Annotated in this window: 17 protein-coding genes; 12 read left to right on the forward strand and 5 right to left on the reverse strand. The window is 63.9% G+C overall.

The window, feature by feature from the left end:
- Window positions 1-708: 708 nt before the first annotated feature.
- The 5 genes from AC4LGL_RS19155 to AC4LGL_RS19175 all read left to right on the forward strand — a co-directional run bounded on the left by AC4LGL_RS19155 (window position 709) and on the right by AC4LGL_RS19175 (window position 7,681).
- Window positions 709-2,217 (forward strand): sugar transferase, encoded by a 1,509-nt coding sequence (locus AC4LGL_RS19155; RefSeq protein WP_082449131.1) that lies wholly within the window; start codon window positions 709-711, stop codon window positions 2,215-2,217.
- A gap of 198 nt (window positions 2,218-2,415) precedes the next feature.
- Window positions 2,416-3,597, forward strand: coding sequence for a CpaE/TadZ family protein (locus AC4LGL_RS19160; RefSeq protein ID WP_491840162.1), 1,182 nt, complete (start codon window positions 2,416-2,418; stop codon window positions 3,595-3,597).
- Entirely contained in the window at window positions 3,590-4,789 is a 1,200-nt protein-coding gene (locus AC4LGL_RS19165; protein WP_491840163.1) for an MATE family efflux transporter, read from the forward strand. Before AC4LGL_RS19160 ends, AC4LGL_RS19165 begins: the two co-directional genes overlap by 8 nt.
- Window positions 4,790-4,904: 115 nt before the next feature.
- On the forward strand, window positions 4,905-6,128 hold the full coding sequence (locus tag AC4LGL_RS19170) for an O-antigen polymerase (RefSeq protein WP_491840164.1): 1,224 nt from the start codon (window positions 4,905-4,907) through the stop codon (window positions 6,126-6,128).
- The gene (locus AC4LGL_RS19175) at window positions 6,080-7,681 is read left to right on the forward strand and encodes a glycosyl hydrolase family 28-related protein (RefSeq protein ID WP_491840165.1); all 1,602 of its coding nucleotides are present in this window, start codon (window positions 6,080-6,082) and stop codon (window positions 7,679-7,681) included. The genes AC4LGL_RS19170 and AC4LGL_RS19175 overlap by 49 nt, the downstream gene beginning before the upstream one ends.
- 18 nt (window positions 7,682-7,699) lie before the next feature.
- On the opposite strand, the gene AC4LGL_RS19180 is transcribed toward AC4LGL_RS19175, so the two are convergent.
- From AC4LGL_RS19180 to AC4LGL_RS19200, 5 genes are read right to left on the reverse strand one after another with little or no spacing between them, the layout of a single operon-like run.
- Window positions 7,700-8,809, reverse strand: coding sequence for a glycosyltransferase (locus AC4LGL_RS19180; protein WP_491840166.1), 1,110 nt, complete (start codon window positions 8,807-8,809; stop codon window positions 7,700-7,702).
- A complete protein-coding gene (locus tag AC4LGL_RS19185) occupies window positions 8,809-9,750 on the reverse strand; it encodes a UTP--glucose-1-phosphate uridylyltransferase (RefSeq protein ID WP_491840167.1) in 942 nt (313 codons plus the stop codon). The genes AC4LGL_RS19180 and AC4LGL_RS19185 overlap by 1 nt, the downstream gene beginning before the upstream one ends.
- A 33-nt stretch (window positions 9,751-9,783) precedes the next feature.
- Entirely contained in the window at window positions 9,784-11,337 is a 1,554-nt protein-coding gene (locus tag AC4LGL_RS19190; protein WP_491840168.1) for a glycosyl hydrolase family 28-related protein, read from the reverse strand.
- Entirely contained in the window at window positions 11,334-12,464 is a 1,131-nt protein-coding gene (locus AC4LGL_RS19195) for a glycosyltransferase family 4 protein (RefSeq protein ID WP_491840169.1), read from the reverse strand. The genes AC4LGL_RS19190 and AC4LGL_RS19195 overlap by 4 nt, the downstream gene beginning before the upstream one ends.
- Before the next feature lie 35 nt (window positions 12,465-12,499).
- Window positions 12,500-13,099 carry a nitroreductase family protein gene (locus tag AC4LGL_RS19200; protein ID WP_491840170.1) on the reverse strand — a complete coding sequence of 200 codons (600 nt, stop codon included), beginning with the start codon at window positions 13,097-13,099 and terminating at the stop codon, window positions 12,500-12,502.
- Window positions 13,100-13,186: 87 nt separating this feature from the next.
- On the opposite strand from AC4LGL_RS19200, the gene AC4LGL_RS19205 reads away from it, so the two are divergent.
- The 7 genes from AC4LGL_RS19205 (at window position 13,187) to AC4LGL_RS19235 (ending at window position 19,075) form a co-directional block, all read left to right on the forward strand.
- Window positions 13,187-14,452 carry an aspartate kinase gene (locus AC4LGL_RS19205; protein WP_491840171.1) on the forward strand — a complete coding sequence of 422 codons (1,266 nt, stop codon included), beginning with the start codon at window positions 13,187-13,189 and terminating at the stop codon, window positions 14,450-14,452.
- 1 nt (window position 14,453) lies between these two features.
- Window positions 14,454-15,500, forward strand: coding sequence for an aspartate-semialdehyde dehydrogenase (locus AC4LGL_RS19210; protein WP_491840172.1), 1,047 nt, complete (start codon window positions 14,454-14,456; stop codon window positions 15,498-15,500).
- 7 nt (window positions 15,501-15,507) lie between these two features.
- The gene (locus AC4LGL_RS19215; RefSeq protein ID WP_491840173.1) at window positions 15,508-16,632 is read left to right on the forward strand and encodes a DUF4185 domain-containing protein; all 1,125 of its coding nucleotides are present in this window, start codon (window positions 15,508-15,510) and stop codon (window positions 16,630-16,632) included.
- Between the two features lie 193 nt (window positions 16,633-16,825).
- On the forward strand, window positions 16,826-17,284 hold the full coding sequence (locus tag AC4LGL_RS19220) for a hypothetical protein (RefSeq protein WP_491840174.1): 459 nt from the start codon (window positions 16,826-16,828) through the stop codon (window positions 17,282-17,284).
- A gap of 50 nt (window positions 17,285-17,334) precedes the next feature.
- On the forward strand, window positions 17,335-17,775 hold the full coding sequence (locus AC4LGL_RS19225; protein WP_055118294.1) for a Fur family transcriptional regulator: 441 nt from the start codon (window positions 17,335-17,337) through the stop codon (window positions 17,773-17,775).
- A 113-nt stretch (window positions 17,776-17,888) separates the two neighbouring features.
- Complete coding sequence (locus tag AC4LGL_RS19230; RefSeq protein ID WP_491840175.1) at window positions 17,889-18,416, forward strand: hypothetical protein; 528 nt, start codon at window positions 17,889-17,891, stop codon at window positions 18,414-18,416.
- Between the two features lie 17 nt (window positions 18,417-18,433).
- Window positions 18,434-19,075 (forward strand): sensor domain-containing protein, encoded by a 642-nt coding sequence (locus tag AC4LGL_RS19235; protein ID WP_064957376.1) that lies wholly within the window; start codon window positions 18,434-18,436, stop codon window positions 19,073-19,075.
- The last annotated feature ends 73 nt before the right edge of the window (window positions 19,076-19,148 follow it).

Raw genomic sequence — 19,148 nt, forward strand, 5'->3', positions numbered from 1 at the left:
GCCTGACTGGCGGCTACCGGCGGTAAGTTCACTGCTCCTAGAAAGCCGCCGCTTGGGTCAGAGACTTCCAAGAATCCAGGGCCGAGATTGACCGGGGCGTGAATAACGCCGTGCAGCCTGACCGGGTTCAGTCCGGCGGGCACGGGCACCGTGAAATCTTGGTTGCTGTTGGCGGCGCTGAGATTGATCGTGCGGGGTAATCCGAGAGACGGCCACGCCAGATTGAGGGTGTTGGACTCGGGATCTGCAGAGGCGGGTGCGGCAAGTGCGCTCGCAGCGAGGAATAGCGCTAACAGCAAGCGAATATTGGTTAATGCGAACATAAATCGATGCCCACGGGAGCGGTTCGCTGGCCGCGGGTAATCCGAATCGGGTGAGGACGCCGTGCTGACCGGATTCACGAATTTCCCACCTTCGGTATCACAGTTTGCGGACACCCACACTGGCGTCGGACTATACCGGCGTTGGTGGGGGCGAGTGGGCCGGTTGCAATCACATTGCAACCATTAATGAGTGAGCGCGGCGGCTCAAACCGTTGTCCCGCCAGTACCTGAGCGCCATAATCACGGGGAACACGTGAGGATGGTGACGACTCGGTGGCCGTGGTGCTAGCAAACGCGCATCCGTCTGAATCGCGGGTCAGAGTCAACGACCTGCTCACGAACATGTCAGGTTTCCCGGTTCTGACCCACACCACGTGGAGCAACTATGAATAAGCGTCTGCCTGCGTCCACCGAAATGAAGCCCGGCGCTTTTGGGGCCGCGGATGTGTCCCCCTCGATGGCACACGCGCGAGCCCGTAGATGGCGATCCGCCTACCGCCGGCGTGTTTTGGTCGCCGATGCCGTGGTCCTCGCAGTGGTCGTTGTCTTCGCGGAATGGATCGGAACTTCGCTGGCGCACCGTCATTTCGCCAGCTTCACCACCGCCACGGCGTTTTCGATCGGGATCTACATCGGCTGGCTGATCGCGCTCGGATATGTGCATTCGCGCGATCTCACGTTGGTGGGGCAGCAGGCCGAGGAATACCGACTCGTCGGAGTGGCGACCGGTTGGACGTTCGCGCTTGCTGCGGCGGCCGAGGTTTTCCTGGACATGCCGATCTCGCGGATCCAGTTCGGAGTGACGTTCGGCCTGGGGTTGATCGGTCTGTTCGTGGTCAGGCACCTGTTGCGCGCCGACGTGCGTCGACGTAGGAAGCGGGGAAGCTACCTCTCCCGGGTTGTTGCGCTCGGCGATGTCAATGCGGCGCGTACGTTGTCCGAGTATTTCCAGCGCTCGCCGAGCGCGGGATACCAGGTTGTCGGCGTCTGCATCCCGGATGCCGGCGACTTGATCGGGCAGAACGTCGAGTTGCCCACCGGTCCCGTTCCCGTTCTCGGTTTCAACAACGACGCCGAGGTCGAGGCTGCCGTGGCGTCAGCAGGCGCTGACGCCCTGGCCGCGGTCTATGCCGGGAACTTCGGGCCTGAGAAGGTCAAATTCCTCGCTTGGCGAATGCAGGCGATCAACACTGAACTCATTGTGGTTCCAGGCTTGACTGAGGTGGCGACGCACCGGCTCCAGCTGCGCCCGCTGGAGAATTTGCCGCTGTTCGTCATCGAAGCGCCCACACACGACCGGGTGTCGATGATCTCCAAGCGGATACTGGACCTCGTGCTGGGCACCATCGGCACGATCATTGCCTTGCCGGTCATCGCGCTTGCGGGTCTGGCCATCAAACTCGACGACTGGGGCCCGGTCTTCTACCGGCAAGAAAGGGTCGGCCTCGACCAGAAAACATTCCGGATCTTCAAGTTGAGGACGATGCATGTAGGCACCGACAAGTTGCCGCAAACCAATGAGCAGCATGCGGAGAGCATGTTCAACAAGCGATCATCGTCGTCCAGCGTCACGAAGGTCGGCAAATTTCTACGGGCCACGAGCCTCGACGAGTTGCCTCAGTTGTTCAACGTGCTGGGCGGCTCGATGAGCATTGTCGGGCCGCGCCCACTGGTGCCGGGCGAAGCCGGGACGGATGTCGCATTCCTGGAACACCGAGAGCACGTGAAGCCCGGAATGACGGGTCTGTGGCAGGTATCCGGACGTTCTGATCTGGAGGATAAGGACCGGGTTCGGCTCGATCGGTCCTATGCCGGCAACTGGTCCGTGATCGGCGACCTGGTGATCATCTGGCGTACAGTTGGCGCCGTTCTGAAGAGGAAAGGCGCCTATTGACGCATTTGCTACTCGGTGACTTGGCGAACAAAAGTGGAAGGGCGGTGAATACCAGTTTTGCCCGCGAACACAACGGCCTCACAGACTGCTCTGGCTGCCATTAAGAGGGTCGAAGCGCGCAATTGGATCACGCAGTTGCTGGCTGGAGCGGTGATCGGTGCTTGTGTCTGCGCAGGACTTGGCAGCGTTCTGTTCAGCATGATGGCCGCGGACACCACTGCGACCGCGCTGGTGCGCATTGTCGAGCCGCCGGATCTGGTGGCGATCGCGGGTGGAGCAAGCCAAACGACGCCACAGACGCAGGACAACACGGGTCGATATGTTGCCGGTGAGGTGGCCTATCTGTCGGGTGACGGGTTCGGCCAGGCGGTGGCTGCCCGACTGGGCAAGAACAAGCCGCCGAAACTGAAGGTGGTGCAGGACGGCCAGTCGTCGGTAGTGGCGATCAGCGATACCGAGAAGTCGCGCAGCGACGCCATCCGCGCGGTACAGATGACGATCGATGTGTACGGACAGCAGCTTGCCGAACGCACCGACCGACAGATGCAGGTGATTCTGCCGGCCCTCGGCCAGTGGCAACAGACTGCGGACGGCCCCGGTGCAGCGGCGATTCAAGCGTTGCGTGACAGAGTCCGCCTGCAAGCCACCCAGTCGAGCAAGCTGCCGGTGCTGCAGCCTCCGACGCCCGATTACGTCAGTTCTCATCGTGCGACCATCGGTGCGGCACTGGGGTTTTTCCTGGGCGGCGCACTCGTACCGTTGATCATGATGGCGCGGCGCAAACGGTCTGGGCTCGTTTCGCTTTCATCGGACGCCCCGGAGCTCAGCGAGGCCGTCGACCGCATCCTCGTCCCGGTGGTAGATCTCCGACAACCACCGCGTCCGGCGTGGGGGGACGATCAGATCGCGCTCGGCCGCAAGCTATACGCGCAACTGGGTGCGCCCGATGCTGGCCGGACGATTGTTGTAGTCGGAGCCTCGCCCTCCTCGGGCGCATCGACGGTCGCGGCACTGCTCGAGTTGGCCGCCTCAGAGCACGGCCCTGTGCAGGTGACGAACGAACCGATCGCCAAACCCGACTCGTCCACCACCGTGATTGTCAAGGCCGGCACCGTTGGTTCCTCGGGTTCGATTCCGGAGGCGATCGCGTCGGCCACCGATCTTGTGCTCGTGTGTCGGCCGGGTACTGATACCTCCGAACAGGTTCACATCGCCTGTTCGGCGACGGCCTCGAGCGCCGCGACGCGCAACGCGGTCTTCACGTCGCTTCCGTGGTGGAGATTCGGTCGGCACTCCGACGAGAAGCCAGAACCGCATGTGAACGGCGCGGACGTGTCTTCACCGGATGGCAAGACGATGACCAGGGACGTCATTGTCTGAAAGTCGGGCGTTACATGCGGTGGTGCAGGTCATCGCCGGCCTGGGGCTGAACATCTTCCCCGCGATATTCATCGCCGTGTACGCCCGGATCGCACCGATCGAGGTGCAGGGCTTTCTCGCCGTCGCGTTGACGGTCGGCGTATATGTGGCCCAGTTGATCAACGCGTTCATCATCGAAGGACGCCTCGCCACTCCGGGCGCGGAACACAACTTCTGCCTGCCGGTGTGGATCGCGTTGTTGAGTGTGGGGGCAGGCGCTTTGCTCATCTTCGGCCCGGCGGTCTCGTCGCCGGTCGTATTGATGGCGAGTGCAACCGGGCTGATGACCGGCATGCTGGTGGGCCGATCTATCGGGATGGTCAGCGGCAGGTGGCGGCGGGAAGCGGTGGCCTCCACGATCCTGATCGTCTCCGGCGTGGTCGCGCTCGTGCTGGCCGTCCAACACAGCGGCCACAGCGTTCGGGTTCTGGCAGCGGGTGCCGTCGCCGCGATATTGATGCGGTACCTGCCGCGGACGCCGTTTGGGCGTTCGGGCCTGCCGCCTGACATCGGTAAGGCGAGTTGGGTCACGGCGGAAACTGCGGTGGTCGGCGCCGTGATGCCGGCGATGACGTCGGTCGTGCTGTACGCGATGGGGCCGGCTGCTTCGGTGGCATTTCGCGTCATCTCGACGGTGTCCGGTGCACTTGAGCCGATCATCTCTTACGGCAGGTATCGGTTGCTCGCTCGGGCTCATAAGCGCGAGGCAGCCATTGTCGGTGTGATATTCCTGCTCGGCCTGGCGGCAGTCCTTATCGCTGCGTTCGGTGGATTCGGACAGCTCGTGTTCGGGCCGGCTTGGAGCAACGTCGGTGTGGTCGCCCTGTTGCTCGCGTGCCTCTGGAAGGGCTTGATGCTGCTCTCCACGGTGCCGTTCGCGGCCCTGCGCGCAGCGGGGGAGACCAGGGCAGTTTTCTGGGGACGTGTGGTGAGCACACTGGTCTACCTCGCGCTCGGTTTGGGATTCTTGTTCATCTGGCACTCGACGATCGCGATATTCCTCTCGTTCGTCATCGCCGAGATCTTCACCGGGATCCTGTACCGGACCGTGGCGCGTAGATACGTCCCTGACTTCGAGGGAGTTGTCGACGTGGTGGCCCGCCGACTGCGGAGCGGCCGACAGTCCACAAGTGGCGGCAGCGGTGCTGCTTAGCGAGTCGGGATCGGTTTCGCCGACTCCGAGCCGGCGTCGGAAGGCACCGATGCCGCCCTGGTTCACCCCGGGCCTGTTCATATTGGTTCCGGTCACGATGTCTTTCGTCGCGTGGATGGCCCTGGCCGCGTGGCGCAACCGCGCATTTCGGAGCGGGCCGTTCGAAAAGCTCGCAGGATGGCCGGACCCTTCCCCAGTCGAACCGAAAGGCGTTGTTCTACTGGTGGTCTGGTACGCGACCATTGTCGCGGTGGCGACCATCGGGTGGCGGATCGGATCCGCGGGTCGCCCGCCGGCTCCGAAGGTGATGGCGATGACGTCCACCTCGCAATTCGAAAAGCGCTATTTCCTCTTGGTATTGGCGATCTCCGTGGTCGGTGTCGGTTACACCTATGTCCAGATCGCCAGCGCGACGTCGATCCTTGGCGCTCTGGGCTCTCAGCAGGCAAATGCGTTCAGCCAGTCGATATCCCAGTCTGCCGGCATCGGAACACTCCGCTATGCCCCGATTCTCGCGGCGCCACTAGGTGTCTACCTGTGGAGGAAGAAGATCGTCGGGTGGCCTCTGATGGTGGCCGGGGTCCTTCTGCTGTTCTTGGACGCGGTGATCTCCAGTCGGCTGTCCTTGCTGATGGCAGCCGTCGTCTATCTCGTCATTTGGGCGAAGACGGCGGTACCGTCCCGGAGTCCCGGTGCGCGGCGGCGCCGATGGATGGCAATTATTGCGATTCTGGTGGTGGGATTCTCACTCTTGGCTGTGCTCAACTACTTCCGCAACGCCAATTACTATCGCGACGTCGGCGTTACGAGCCCCATCGCGATGAACTTCTTCCAGATGGGCGCGTATCTCTCGGTGCCCGCCCAGGTGCAGCTGGGCGCGTCGGGCGCCATCATGCAGGGATCCTGGGAGAAGGACGGCGATCCGGTCGATTCGATCAACGCGATCGAACCAACGTTCCTGCAGTTCAACAAAGTGACCAAGGACAACAGCTGGAAAGGTGCCGAGGTATACGGCTACTCCGCATCGTTCGGATCCAGCTTCTTCACCAATTCCGTGTTCGCCGATATTTACTCCGACTTCGGAGCGTGGGGTTGGTACTACACATTTCTGCTTTACGGGTTGTGCGGGCTCCTGCTGGCCAAGGTCGTCCGGTACAACACCGTGATCGCCGCTTCAGGTGGCGTTCTTGCGTATTGCTTCTCCGAGGTGTGGCGTATCCAGATTGTGAGCTATGGCTTCGTCATCTTCCTTCTGTTGTCGACGGTGGCATGTGCTGTGCTGGCGGCTCGATGGCCGTTCGGGAAGAAATCGACGGCCGATCTTGCCGGTGCGCGGTGAGCATTTCACGACGCTCTGCGCTTTCGGCAATTGTCTTGGCGGGATTGGCGGGGTGTACGCGCTCAACAAAGGAGCCTTCGATCAATGTGCGTGACTATGGCGCCACGGGAGACGGCGAGACCGACGATTCAGCTGCGATCCAGGCCGCGGTCAAGGCGTTGCGGGCGGGCGACACCCTGTACTTCCCGAATGGAAAGTACCGATTCGCCGAGCAGTACCCCAGCGGCGGGGCTGCGATCGCCATCACCGGAATCTCCGATGTGGCCATCGAGTTCGACGGCAACGCTGAGCTTGTCATGGACAACATCAACGAGGCCGAGGCCACTGGTACCAGCCACGGAGTCCTGATTCGCGGTCCGGCTTCGCGTATCGCCCTGCGCAAGGTGAAGATTCGATGGGCATCTCGGCCGCCGCGCTCGTTGGGTGACGGGATCAGGATCGTCGGCTATCCGACGGGATTGAGCAGTATGCTCCACGGGTGGATCGGTTCGCCCGCACCGGTCAGCAACGTGGTCCTCTCCGATTGTGAGGTCCGGTCCAGCCCGCAGGCAGGTGTCATCTTCGTCGGTGTTTCCGATATCGATGTCACGAATCTGCAAGCACATGAGACGGCGGCCGACGGATTGCATTTCAACGCATGCCGACGCGCCAGTGTCAGCCGCCATACCGCGACCGGCAACGGGGACGATGGTCTTGCCTTGGTTACCGAATATTCCGATCGACCCACGTTCGATGGGGATGCGCAGACCTTCGCTTTTCCTGACCTTACCGATTGGTCGAACTCGGATTTCGAAATAACCGATGTCAGGGTTTCCGGCGGTCGGGCCAACGGCGTTCGACTTTCAGGCGCGAACCGGGTGCTCCTGCGTAGGGTCGACGTAACGGATAAGCGATCAGGCGCCGGTGTGATGGTCGACTCGACGGCGCAGATCACGTCCGAAAGCGAGTGGCTGCACGTGGCATCTCGCGGCGTGCGGCTCGAAGACATCACGGTCGCTGATTGTGAGTTGGGTATACACCTGCTGGGCCGCCCAGACCCCAAAGGGGACAACCGTTTCACCGACTTCGACGTGGCAGTGATCGACGTGAGCATACACAACTGCACCAACTGGGCCGTACGTGTGGAATCACTGACCACACGACCTGTCACGGGCTTCGAGCTCTCCGGATGTGATGTCACTGCCACATCGATATCTGAGGGAAATGGAGGCGTAGGTTTCGGCAACACCCACGATCTGAACATCGACAAGGTTTTCGTCACTCACGCCCAACTCGCCGTCGTGTTCCTGGCAGAGAACTCGCACCGTTTGAATGGCGGCGCGGTGAAGCTCTCGATCACTCAGACGAACGAGGCGGACGACGACTCGATACCTTGTGCGTACTTCGACAACAGCGATGGCACGATCAACACGATGGACGTCAGTTGGCCACAAGCCCCCGAGACCTGGGTTCCGGTCCAGTTCACCGCCGAGACTTTCAAGGCGCACTCACTGGCCATTCGGACACTGTCGGTAACGCCGGATTCGATCGTCAACCGTACGGGTGTGGGCTGACTCGGTCGCCCCGATGCATCACCCCAATACTTCGTCCAAAACTGTTTGCATCTTCGCGCGGAAGTTGGCTTCTGAGAACCCTTCCGCCCACCGCCGGATGCTGGACCCGTCGTATGCTGATGGGTCGAAAGCCTTTATGGCCGAGACGAATCCATCAATGATTTCCGGGTCACTACCCAGCGGAACCAGCGCACCCGTCGACCCGGGGACCACGCTGTCGAGCGCGCCCCCCGCCCCGAGTGCGATGACGGGGGTGCCCGTCGCCATCGACTCCACCGGAACGATCCCGAAGTCCTCGATTCCGGGCATGAGCAATGCGCGCGCTCGCCGGTGCAAGCTGAGCAACTCGTCGTGAGGTACCCGGCCGAGAAAAGTCACGTTCGGTCCAGCCAGGTCCTGGCACTGTTTCATCGAGCGCCCGTCGCCGGCGACCATCAGTCGCACGCCGGCCTTGGTTGCCGCGGCAATGGCAAGATCCGGTCGCTTGTAGGGCACGAGCCTGCCTGCGAGAAGGAAGAAATCCTCCCGTTCGACCGATGGATCCGGGGTGAACCCGTCAGTGTCGACCGGCGGGTGCACGACAGTAGATTCCCGGTTCCACCACTCGCTGATCCGCTGAGCGACGGCCGTCGAGTTGGCGACGATACGGCGCAACTTGGGGGCAGCCGTGCTCTCGCCCTTTTTCGCTATCCGGCCCAGCACGGCGAGTGCTGCGGCGCCCGCCGGCCCGCCGGCTTCCTGGGCACGCATCGACGGTTCCCATGCCCATCGAGCCGGGCTGTGTACGTAGGCGATCACGGGAGCATCTGTGGCGAACACCGCCTGGGTGGCAAAGGCGTGATGGCTCACCACCACGACGTCGAAGTCGTGAAGATCCATGTGCCGGAACGCTGCTGGTATCAGCGGTGCCAGCGGCGCGTAGGAACGCTGTCCGAGGAGGCGATAACCATAGTTCAGCCACGTCGCGTGCGGAGGGTGCGTGATGCCGTCCGGGATGCTGCCCGGTTTGGTGATCGCCGCAAAAACCTCTGCGTCAGGCCATTGCAGGGCTAATTGTTCGACCACGTTCTCCGAACCGGCGATCTCGGTGAAGCGTTCGTGGACTATGGCGATCCTGCTGTCCGACATCACCTGTCGCCTCCGATCTCGTGCGCAATCGTATGAAGCAGCGGACCTTCCAGCTGGGTGGCTAGATCGCGTAGCACCGGGCCGTATTCGGGATGAGCCAGGGCGAAAGCGAACTGCGCGACCAGGTAATCGGACGGATTGCCGGTGTCGCACCAGTGGCCCTGGATGACCTGGCCGTAGACGGCATGGTCTTTGGCGTAGGCATTGATCGAGTCGGTCAGGTAGATCTCGCCGGTCTGGGTTCCCTCATGCCAGCGTCGGGTTTGTTCAGCCAGTTCGTCGACGACGCCTGGGGTGATGACATAGCCGCCGATCGCGGCGTAGTTGGACGGGGCCTCGTTCGGCTGGGGTTTCTCTACGATTCCACTTATCCGGAGTAGTCCGCCATCCCGATCTTCCTTGATGACCGGCACTCCGTACCGGCGTGAATCCTCCGGTGCCATCGGCATCAGGGCCAGCACCGGGGCCGATGTCTGCTCGTAGGCGTGGATCAGCTGCTGGGCACGGGGCACTTCGGCCACGAACACGTCGTCTGGCCAGAGCACCAGGACTGGCTCGCCGCCGAAGGATCGAGAGGCGTTGAGCACCGGAGTGCCGTTGCCGTACGGACCGTGCTGATGGAGGTAGGTGATGTGTCCCTGCGCGGACAGCTCCCCGACTTCCTCGACGGCATCGGCATACGCGTCCTTGCCGTCCGCGCGCAGCTGGTCGACGAGCGTGGTGTTGGGACGAAAGTGCTCCTCTATCAAGTTCTTTCCACCAGAAACCACGATCGTGATGTCGGTGATGCCGGAGTTGACGAGCTCACGCACGGTGTGCTCGATGACGGGCTTGTCGCCGACCGGCAACATCTCCTTGGGAATGGCCTTGGTCAGCGGCAGCAGGCGCGAACCGATACCGGCCGCCGGAATGACGGCTTTGCGGATGGTCTCTGGTGCCATGGGTGCCTTTCCGTCAGGTGCGGCCAGCAGGTCCTACACCGTACGCATGCGTTCGATGATTGAGCTCGGCTTCACCGAGAGCTTCCGGATTGCGACCGGTTGTGCATTTGCCGTGATGTGAACCGGTGTCCAGGTCTCGGGGGCCTGTGGCCAATTGACATGCATAGCGTTGATCGCACCTTCACAGTTGTCGAATAGTGCGCTCGGCGTCGAGTCGTCGGGTACCCCGTCGGCCTGCGTAACCGATAAATTCAGCGCGGCGATCGAGAGGTTTCTTGTGTCGGAGGCGCTGAAGGCGACGACGGGCTGAGAATGCGTTACCCCGATCTTGCCGAAGTTCAGATCCTGAGTGTTGCCCAGGCCGATGCCACCGTTTCCGCCCGTCGTCGAGGTGGCGTCGACAGTGCAGTTGTCGACCCGGAGCCCACTGATAGGCAGGGATGTCAGTGACTCCGCCCGGACGGCCCAGTTGCTGCAGCTACGAATGCTCACGTCGGATACGGAGATGTCGAAATCGGTGAACTTGCGGTCGCCGTCAGCGCCGGGTCGTGCCAGCAGTTGAATGCCCATTTCACAGTCGGCAACACTGATGTGCTCCAGTCGCAGGCCGCGCGACGCCAGATACTGCCAATCCGCGCCCGAGTCGATTTCCGCGGTCGAATCGACGACAACTCCTGCCCCGGTTTGTTTTCCAGCCACGGTCAGGCCGCGGAGGTTCACATTATTGGCGCCTGCGAATCGGACGCCGTTGGCCCGCCCGCCGGAAACAGTGACATTTCTAATCGTGAAATCGGTGTTGGACCAGGCGGTCAGTTCGGGGAACGCGAACGTCTGTGCCGCGCTGTCGTAGCGGGGGCGATCGGAATAGTAGGTGACCAACGCCAGGCCGTCGTCGCCGTTGTCGGTGACTGAATACTCGTCGACCCTGGCGCGCCGACACGCGTTGAAATGCAGCCCATCGGCTGCGGTGTCGTGCACGAGCAGGTTGGTCACCTCGATATCGGAAACGCCCATGAGGATGACACCGGCCTGCGGGCTGGAGTCAACCTCACAGTCGGCGATCCGGACGTCGCTGACCGGTGCCGGGGGACCACTCCAGCCCGCAGGTGGATCGTCGGAAATCCCCGCGGGATAGCCGACGATACGGATGCCATCACCCAGGGATCGCGGGGCCTTTGTTGCCCACCGAACTTTCACGTTGTCCAGGGTGATATGCGACGCCGGCCCTTGTATCAGGATTGCGTGGCCCGCTCCGACGCCGTCATCGAGGTTGTCCATGAGAAGGTCAGCGCCGGCGTCGAATTTGATGTCCACATGCGAGATTCCGACGATGGTCAGTGCCGCCCCGCCCTCCGGGTTCGGCGCGGCGAATCGGTAGCTTCCCTTCGGAAAATGCAACGTAGCGCCTGACCGCAACGCCAGGACAGCGGCTTGGATCGCGGCCGAATCATCGGTGTTGCCGTCACCTTTGGCCCCGAAATCACGCACGTTGACGACGGGTCGTACGGCGGAAGACTTCGGTGCCAAACCCGCCATCGCCGCGAGCGCCGGCACTACTGACAGAACCGACCGCCGGGGAATACTCACCGCCCTGCCCCGAGAAGCTCCGCGACTATCGTTTCCGCCGCGGTTGTGGTTTGGATCCGAGACTGCCTGCTGTTCACGTGAGCCCACCCCCGCTCAACCAAACCTGACCTGGCGGTGTCGTCGCGACAATATGTGCGGAGAAGCGCGGCCAATGCTCGATAGTCGTACGGGTCGAAGTACTCAGCGCCATCGCCACAAGTTTCCCGCAACGACGGGATACTCGATGCCAGAACGGCCGTGTGGGATGCCATTGCCTCGAGCGGCGGTAGCCCGGCACCCTCGTACAGCGACGGCATTACCAGTAGATCTGCTCCGGCGACCATCGCCCGCAGCGTCTCGAAGTCCAATCGCCCGATCATCTGAACCCGGTCCGCAAGCTCGGTCGCGTAGCCCGCGAGGCGGTCATCGAAGTTTCGGACCGACTCGCCTGCTCCCGCTATCACCAGCTTTTGCGGGATCTCCGAGGCGATCTCTCGAAACGCCTCGAACAAGATAGGAAGGTTCTTGTGCCATTTGGTATTGCCGACGAAGAGGACGTACCTGTCCTCGACAGGGGTCAATGTGGCATCCGCAGGGGTGAGCCAGGCCTCTCCCACCGGAATCGGCGTCACCACGGTTTGCGCCTTGGGCGACACAGCGGCCAGCGCATCGGCCGTTGCCCGTGACGGTGTGAAGATCTTGCTGCACCGTCGCGCATCCATGGTGATCATCATGCGTGCATATGCACGGTAGGCGAAGCCCTTGCCCGAGACGCTCTGCGGCTGCAGGTGCAAGATGTCGTGAATCGTGACAAATAGTTTCGTTCGTTTGTTGCGTGGGCCGAGAATGGCAAACGGAAAAGGATAGTGCGGCAACCACAATGCCCTCGGCTGAAGTCCCTGCAAGGCGTGACGCCAGACCTGCTGCTCACTTGGCGAGTACATCCCCGCGTTCGACGGTTGTGCGAACACCACTTTCGTGCTGGCGGCCAGTGGCGGCTCTTTGCCCTCGTCGACGAGGACGCCTAACGAAAGTCCTTGCTGGTTCAGCGTCTTCTCTACGGTCGGCAACTCGGTCCGGATATAGGTACCGATACCGCTCTGATTGATATGCCGAGCATCGAGCAACAGGTCGACGTGCTCTGCCATGGCTCCAACGGTAGCGGCAATCTTGTTCGAATTTGTCAGACGAGCGGAATTCCCCAGTGCCCACCAAATGCAATCTGTTCCAATGGCAACCGTTGCCGGGGCCGACCGTCGCGCTCGGCAATTTCCTCACCCATTTCGGAGTAGTCCCCGAGCGTGCCCACGGCGACGACGGCCAGCGGCCGCACTCCTTCGGGGATACCGAATGCCGCCTGCGCGCCGTCGACGTCGAAGCCGGCCATCGGATGGGCGATCAGTCCGCGGGACACCGCCTCGACGGTGAGCTGTGCGATCGCCGCTCCGGCGTCGACGCAGGCATACCGTGCGGTCCTCTCGTCTTCTCCTTCATCTGCGCACACCAGGATCAGCGCCGAGGCGGCATGGGCATAGCTGTTGCCGCGTTTGAGCAGGCCGGCCAGTGTGGTGAATGTCTCGTCGGCTCTGACCCCGACCACGAACCGCACGGGCTCACGGTGGCCCCAGCTGGCGGCCCAGCGTGCGGCCTCCAGCAGCGCGGTGAGCTGGTCAGCGGCGATGGCGGCGTCGGGGTCGAAGGCCCGGGGGCTCCAGCGGGCGGCGAGATCGGGGTGGATCGGCACGCTGGTGCTGGCCAGGCGGCCGTTCGGCGTGGCAGACACGTCAGCCAAGCTACCGGCGGGGAAAACCGCGTGCGTGTCTCCCTTATCCTGTGTGGGACTCAATCCAGCGTTCTGAAGGGTTAGATAGTGGCGCTCGTCGTACAGAAGTACGGCGGATCCTCGGTATCGGATGCCGATCGGATCCGTCGCGTGGCCGAGCGGATCGTCGAGACGAAGAAGGCCGGCAACGACGTCGTCGTCGTGGTCTCCGCGATGGGCGACACCACCGACGACCTGCTTGACCTGGCCCGTCAGGTATCCCCGGCCCCGCCGGCGCGTGAGATGGACATGCTGCTGACCGCTGGTGAGCGCATTTCCAACGCCCTGGTCGCGATGGCCATCGAGTCGCTCGGTGCACAGGCCCGCTCGTTCACCGGGTCACAGGCCGGCATCGTCACCACCGGCACCCACGGCAACGCCAAGATCATCGACGTCACCCCCGGCCGCCTGCGCGATGCGCTGGACGAGGGCGTCATCGTGCTGGTCGCCGGGTTCCAGGGCGTCAGCCAGGACAGCAAGGACGTCACCACCATGGGCCGTGGCGGCTCGGACACCACCGCCGTCGCCTTGGCCGCCGCACTCAAGGCCGACGTCTGCGAGATCTACACCGACGTCGACGGCATCTTCACCGCCGACCCGCGCATCGTGCCCAACGCGCGCCACCTCGACACCGTCTCCTTCGAGGAGATGCTCGAGATGGCCGCATGCGGCGCCAAGGTGCTGATGTTGCGCTGCGTCGAATACGCCCGCCGCTACAACGTGCCGATTCACGTGCGTTCGTCGTACACGGACAAGCCCGGCACCATCGTCAAAGGATCGATCGAGGACATCCCCATGGAAGACGCACTGCTGACCGGAGTAGCCCACGACCGCGGGGAGGCCAAGGTCACCGTCGTCGGTGTCCCGGACGTACCCGGCTATGCCGCCAGGGTGTTCCGCGCGGTCGCCGACGCCGACGTGAACATCGACATGGTGCTGCAGAACATCTCGAAGGTCGAAGACGGCAAGACCGACATCACCTTCACCTGCCCCATGGACAACGGCCCGACGGCCGTGGAGAAGCTGACCGGACTGAAGGACGAGATCGGGTTCAGCCAGGTGCTGTACGACGATCACATCGGCAAGGTTTCGCTGGTCGGTGCGGGCATGCGCAGCCACCCGGGCGTCACCGCGAAGTTCTGTGAGTCACTGGCCGAGGCGGGCGTCAACATCGACCTGATTTCCACGTCGGAGATCCGGATCTCGGTCCTGGTCAAGGACACCGAGTTGGACACCGCCGTCCGCGCGCTGCACGAGGCCTTCGACCTCGGCAGCGAGGAAGAGGCCGTGGTTCACGGCGGGACAGGGCGCTGAGATGGTCAACATTGGTGTAGTGGGAGCGACCGGTCAGGTCGGCCAGGTCATGCGCACGCTGCTGGAAGAACGCAACTTCCCGGCCAGCTCGGTCCGGTTCTTCGCCTCGGCCCGTTCCGAGGGCAAGAAGCTGACGTTCCGCGGCGAGGAGATCGAGGTCGAGAACAGCGAGACGGCCGACCCGTCGGGTCTGGACATCGCGCTGTTCTCCGCCGGTGCGACGATGTCGCGCGTGCAGGCTCCGCGGTTCGCCGCGGCCGGCGCCGTCGTCGTCGACAACTCCTCGGCCTGGCGCAAGGACCCCGACGTCCCGCTGGTGGTCTCCGAGGTCAACTTCGCAAGAGACGTCGGAGTCCGCGCTCGGTCTCTTCCTAAGGGCATCATCGCCAACCCGAACTGCACCACCATGGCCGCCATGCCGGTGCTCAAGCCGCTGCACGAGGAGGCCGGGCTGACCCGGTTGATCGTGTCGAGCTACCAGGCGGTGTCGGGCAGCGGCCTGGCCGGTGTCGAGGAACTCGCATCGCAGACCCGTGCGGTCATCGACGGCGCGGAGCAGCTGGTTCATGACGGCTCGGCGCTGACGTATCCGGAGCCCGTGAAATACGTTGCCCCCATTGCGTTCAACGTTATTCCGCTCGCCGGCGCACTCGTTGATGACGACTCGGGTGAGACCGACGAAGACCAGAAGCTGCGCAACGAGAGTCGCAAGATCCTCGGTATCCCAGACCTTTTGGTCAGCGGCACGTGCGTGCGCGTTCCGGTGTTCACCGGGCACTCGCTGTCGATCAATGCCGAGTTCGCCCAGCCGCTTTCAGTGGAGCACGCCAGGTCGCTGCTTGCCGCCGCGCCGGGCGTGAAGCTGGTCGATGTGCCGACCCCGCTGGCTGCCGCCGGCGCCGACGAGTCCCTCGTCGGCCGGATCCGGCAGGACCCGGGTGTGCCCGACGGGCGTGGACTTGCCCTGTTCGTGTCCGGCGACAACCTGCGAAAAGGTGCGGCGCTGAACACGATTCAAATCGCCGAACTGCTGGCCGCCGAGCTTTGATCCGCGGGTGAGCCCAGCCCGCAGGTTCGCCGCTGTCGCGATACTTGCTGCGGCGGTTTGGCAAGCGCCTACCGCCCATGCGAACCCCGCCTTCGGCGATCCGGTGGTGCCCCCGTTGGCCCCCGGTCAGGTGCTACGCATCGGTCCGAGCGCCGGAACCGGTACTCCCACCCGTGATTACGGCATCGGTGCCACCGATCTGTGTGAGTTCATGGAGTTCCCCAGTCGGGTGCTGCAGGTCTGTGGTGACAGCTTCGCGGGACAGGCCGTCGGCTTCGGCGGTTGGCACTCACCGGTGGCGCTGCATGTGGATGCCGATTCGATCGAGGATGCCGGCGGCGTCCGCTACCGCGGTGTGACCGGGGTGGACAAGCCGTTGCTGGCCGACGCCGCGCCGCCCGGGTCGTCGCAGTTGCCTGCCGGCGTGATCTCGATCAACCGCGAGAACTACATGCTGGTGACCACCACCAAGGAACTGCGGCCGCAGAGTTCCCGGTTGGTGAAAGCCGATGCGGCCCAGCCTAATTGGCCAACGGTCCCGGGGTCGGTGCGGGAGGCCAAGTATCAGGGCGGCGCCCAGTCACAGATCACCGGCTATTACGACCCGGTCCCGGCGCCGGATTCGCCCAGCGGTTGGGTGTACATCCTGGCCAACAACTTCGACCGCAGCAGCCCGGCGTTCCTGTACCGGGCCAACCCGAAGAACTTCACCGACCGGGCCGGCTGGCAGGGGTGGTCGTCGTCGGGTGGTTGGGGTAAGCCGCCGACGGCGTTGTTCTCCGACCGAGTGGGGGAGATGAGCATCCGGCAGATCGACGGCAAGCCCGTGCTGTCCTACTTCAACGCCACCAACGGAAACATGGAGGTGCGGGTCGCCTACGACCCGACCGGTTTGGGTAGTGCACCGGTGACGACGGTCGTGTTCGCCAGTGCCTGGCCGGACCCGGTCGACTCGTTGCCCCCGCCGGAGGTCAACCAGCTGGCCCAGCCCTATGGCGGCTACATCTCACCGGGATCCACGCTGGATCAGGTCAGGGTCTTCATCAGCCAGTGGAACACCATGGCGCGCGGTGGCACCCCGTACCGGGTCATCCAGTACGCGGTGAACCCATTCAAGCCGTGGGAGCAGTAGCGCTCGCCTTCGCTTCGCGCACGCCCTCCCGTGCGCCTTCGCGCCGATTTCTACCGCAGGGCTGTGGTCCGCGTGTGCGAGCACCCTCTGGGTCAAAAACGGCGAAGTGGACTCAGCCCGCGTCCCGGGCCTTCACAGCTGATTCATAGCCAATTCTTGATCTGCACCTCAGCAGTGCTCGCATGCTCGTGTCATGACTGAAACACCCCCCGATCCTGAACCTGCGACCGAGCCGGTGGTCGCACCGGCGGCTCAGCCGGCAGTAGTGACACCCCCGCCCGCCGAGAACAAGCCGAGCCGGCTCATGCAGGCGCTCGCGTGGGTCGGCATCGCCGCCGGCAGCGTTTTCATCGTCGCCGTGGTCTTCGGCACCGGCTTCTTCCTCGGCGCGCATTCCGATGGCGGCGGCCATCACCATCGCGGCGGCCATGACCGTGGCGGCATGATGATGTTCCACCACGGCGGACCCGGTGGTGGCGGCCCGGGCCAGATGGGGCCACGGCACGGCATGATGCCGCCGTGGGGTCCCGGTGGGCCCGGCGGATTCGGCCCGGGCGGCCCCGGATGGGGGCCTGGCGGACCCGGCGGTCCGGGCGGCGGCTCTGAGCGTCCTGAGACCCCGCCGACACCGGCACCGCCCGCGCGACCATAATCACAGCCCACTCTTTTGGACTGACTCCAAAGAGCGCGCATACTGGAGCCGTGACCACGGTGCATGAACACGACCCCAAGGCCCTGTTGCGGGCTGCCGGGCTGCGCGTGACCGCACCGCGGGTCGCGGTTCTCCAGGCGCTGGCCGACCACCCTCATTCGACTGCAGACGATGTGGCCGGCCTGGCTCGCGAGAACCTCGGTTCGGTGTCGACCCAAGCGGTCTACGACGTCCTTCGCGCCTGCGTCAACGCGGGTCTGGTCCGTCGGATCGAACCTGCAGGTTCCTCGGCGCGTTACGAGACCCGCGCCGGCGACAACCACCATCACCTGGTCTGCCGGGTGTGTGGCGTGGTCGCCGACGTCGATTGCGCAGTGGGCGAGACCCCCTGCCTGGAGCCCTCTGACCTCGCCGGTTTCGCCGTCGACGAGGCCGAGGTCGTGTTCTGGGGAATCTGCGCCGACTGCCAGAAGAGCGCCGTCACCGCATAAGACCACTCTGCAGCCCACGGACGCCCCGGCCACTACCCCTTGGTGGCCGGGGCGCCTGGCTTTTCAGCCAAGCATCGGGTGAGACCCCCGGAATCGTGAGATTCTCGCTAACCATGACCCGCAATCGGACGCTGGTGGCCGCACTGCTCGCAGTGCCGGTGCTGGCTGCCGGATGCAGCGGCGGCGCGGATCCCGGGAGAGGCGCGGCCATGGTCTTCGCGGTCGGCGATTGCGTGAGCGTCCCGGCCGCCACACCCGCTGCCCCTGAGGTGACCCGGGCCGGCCGAGTTTCCTGCGACACCGACCCCAGTTACACCGTCGGGGCCATCGCCGACCGCACCGGGGCCTGCCCGAGCGCCGAGTACCAGCACCTGCCCGCCGCGCTCGCCGATCCGTCGACCGCACGCCTGTGCCTGGTCCCCAATCTCGTCGCCAACCACTGCTACGAACTCGGCATGCCCGCGGGCATGGTGGAGCTGGCCGATTGCACCGCGCGCACCGAGCGCGGCCCAGGGGTGATGGTCCAGGTGACACAGCGCCTCGACGTTCGGGACGGGTCGGCCTGCCCAGCCGAAACAGGGCACTACGCCTGGCCTTATCCGTCGCCGGCGCGAACCTATTGCACGCGGACGGTTCACTAACTGGCATGATCGAGGCCATGCGTGCCCTGACTGTCGGTTTCGGGCTGGCCAGTCTCGCGCTGGCATTGGCTGCACCTGCGGGTGCGCGCCCCTCGGATCCTGGTGTCGTGTCCTATGCCGTCATGCCCAAAGGTTCGGTGGGCAACATCATCGGTGCCCCGATGACGTGGGAATCCGAGTTCACTGTCCCGTTCCAGGGCTTCTCGGTGGAGAACCCGGTGTGCAACAACTGGGCCGATGTCGGGCTGCCCGAGGTGTTCAACGACCCGGACCTCGCTTCGTTCAACGGCGCGACCACCCAGACGGCGGCCGGCGACGACAGCCATTTCGTCAAACAGGCCATCGGGGTGTTCGCGACGCCGGAGGCCGCCGACCGTGCCTTCCACCGCGTGGTGGACCGCACCAACGGGTGTTCGGGCCAGACCACCGCGATGCACCTGGACAACTTCGTCACCCAGGTGTGGACGTTCACCGGCGGCCCGGCGAGCGCTACCGACGCAGATTGGGTGAAACAGGAGGCCGGAACCGACCGTCGCTGTTTCAACACCACCCGCAAACGGGAAAACGTGCTGCTACAAGCCAAGGTGTGCCAGTCCGGCAACGCAGGTCCCGCGGTCAATGTGCTGGCCGGAGCCATGCAGAACACGCTGGGGCAGTAGAAGATGTCGGTCCTATCTGGATGATGGAACAGAACCGAGCCGTTTGATCCGGTGAGGACCGGGAGGGGTGGTT

The sequence above is a fragment of the Mycolicibacterium arcueilense genome (genome assembly GCF_058536225.1).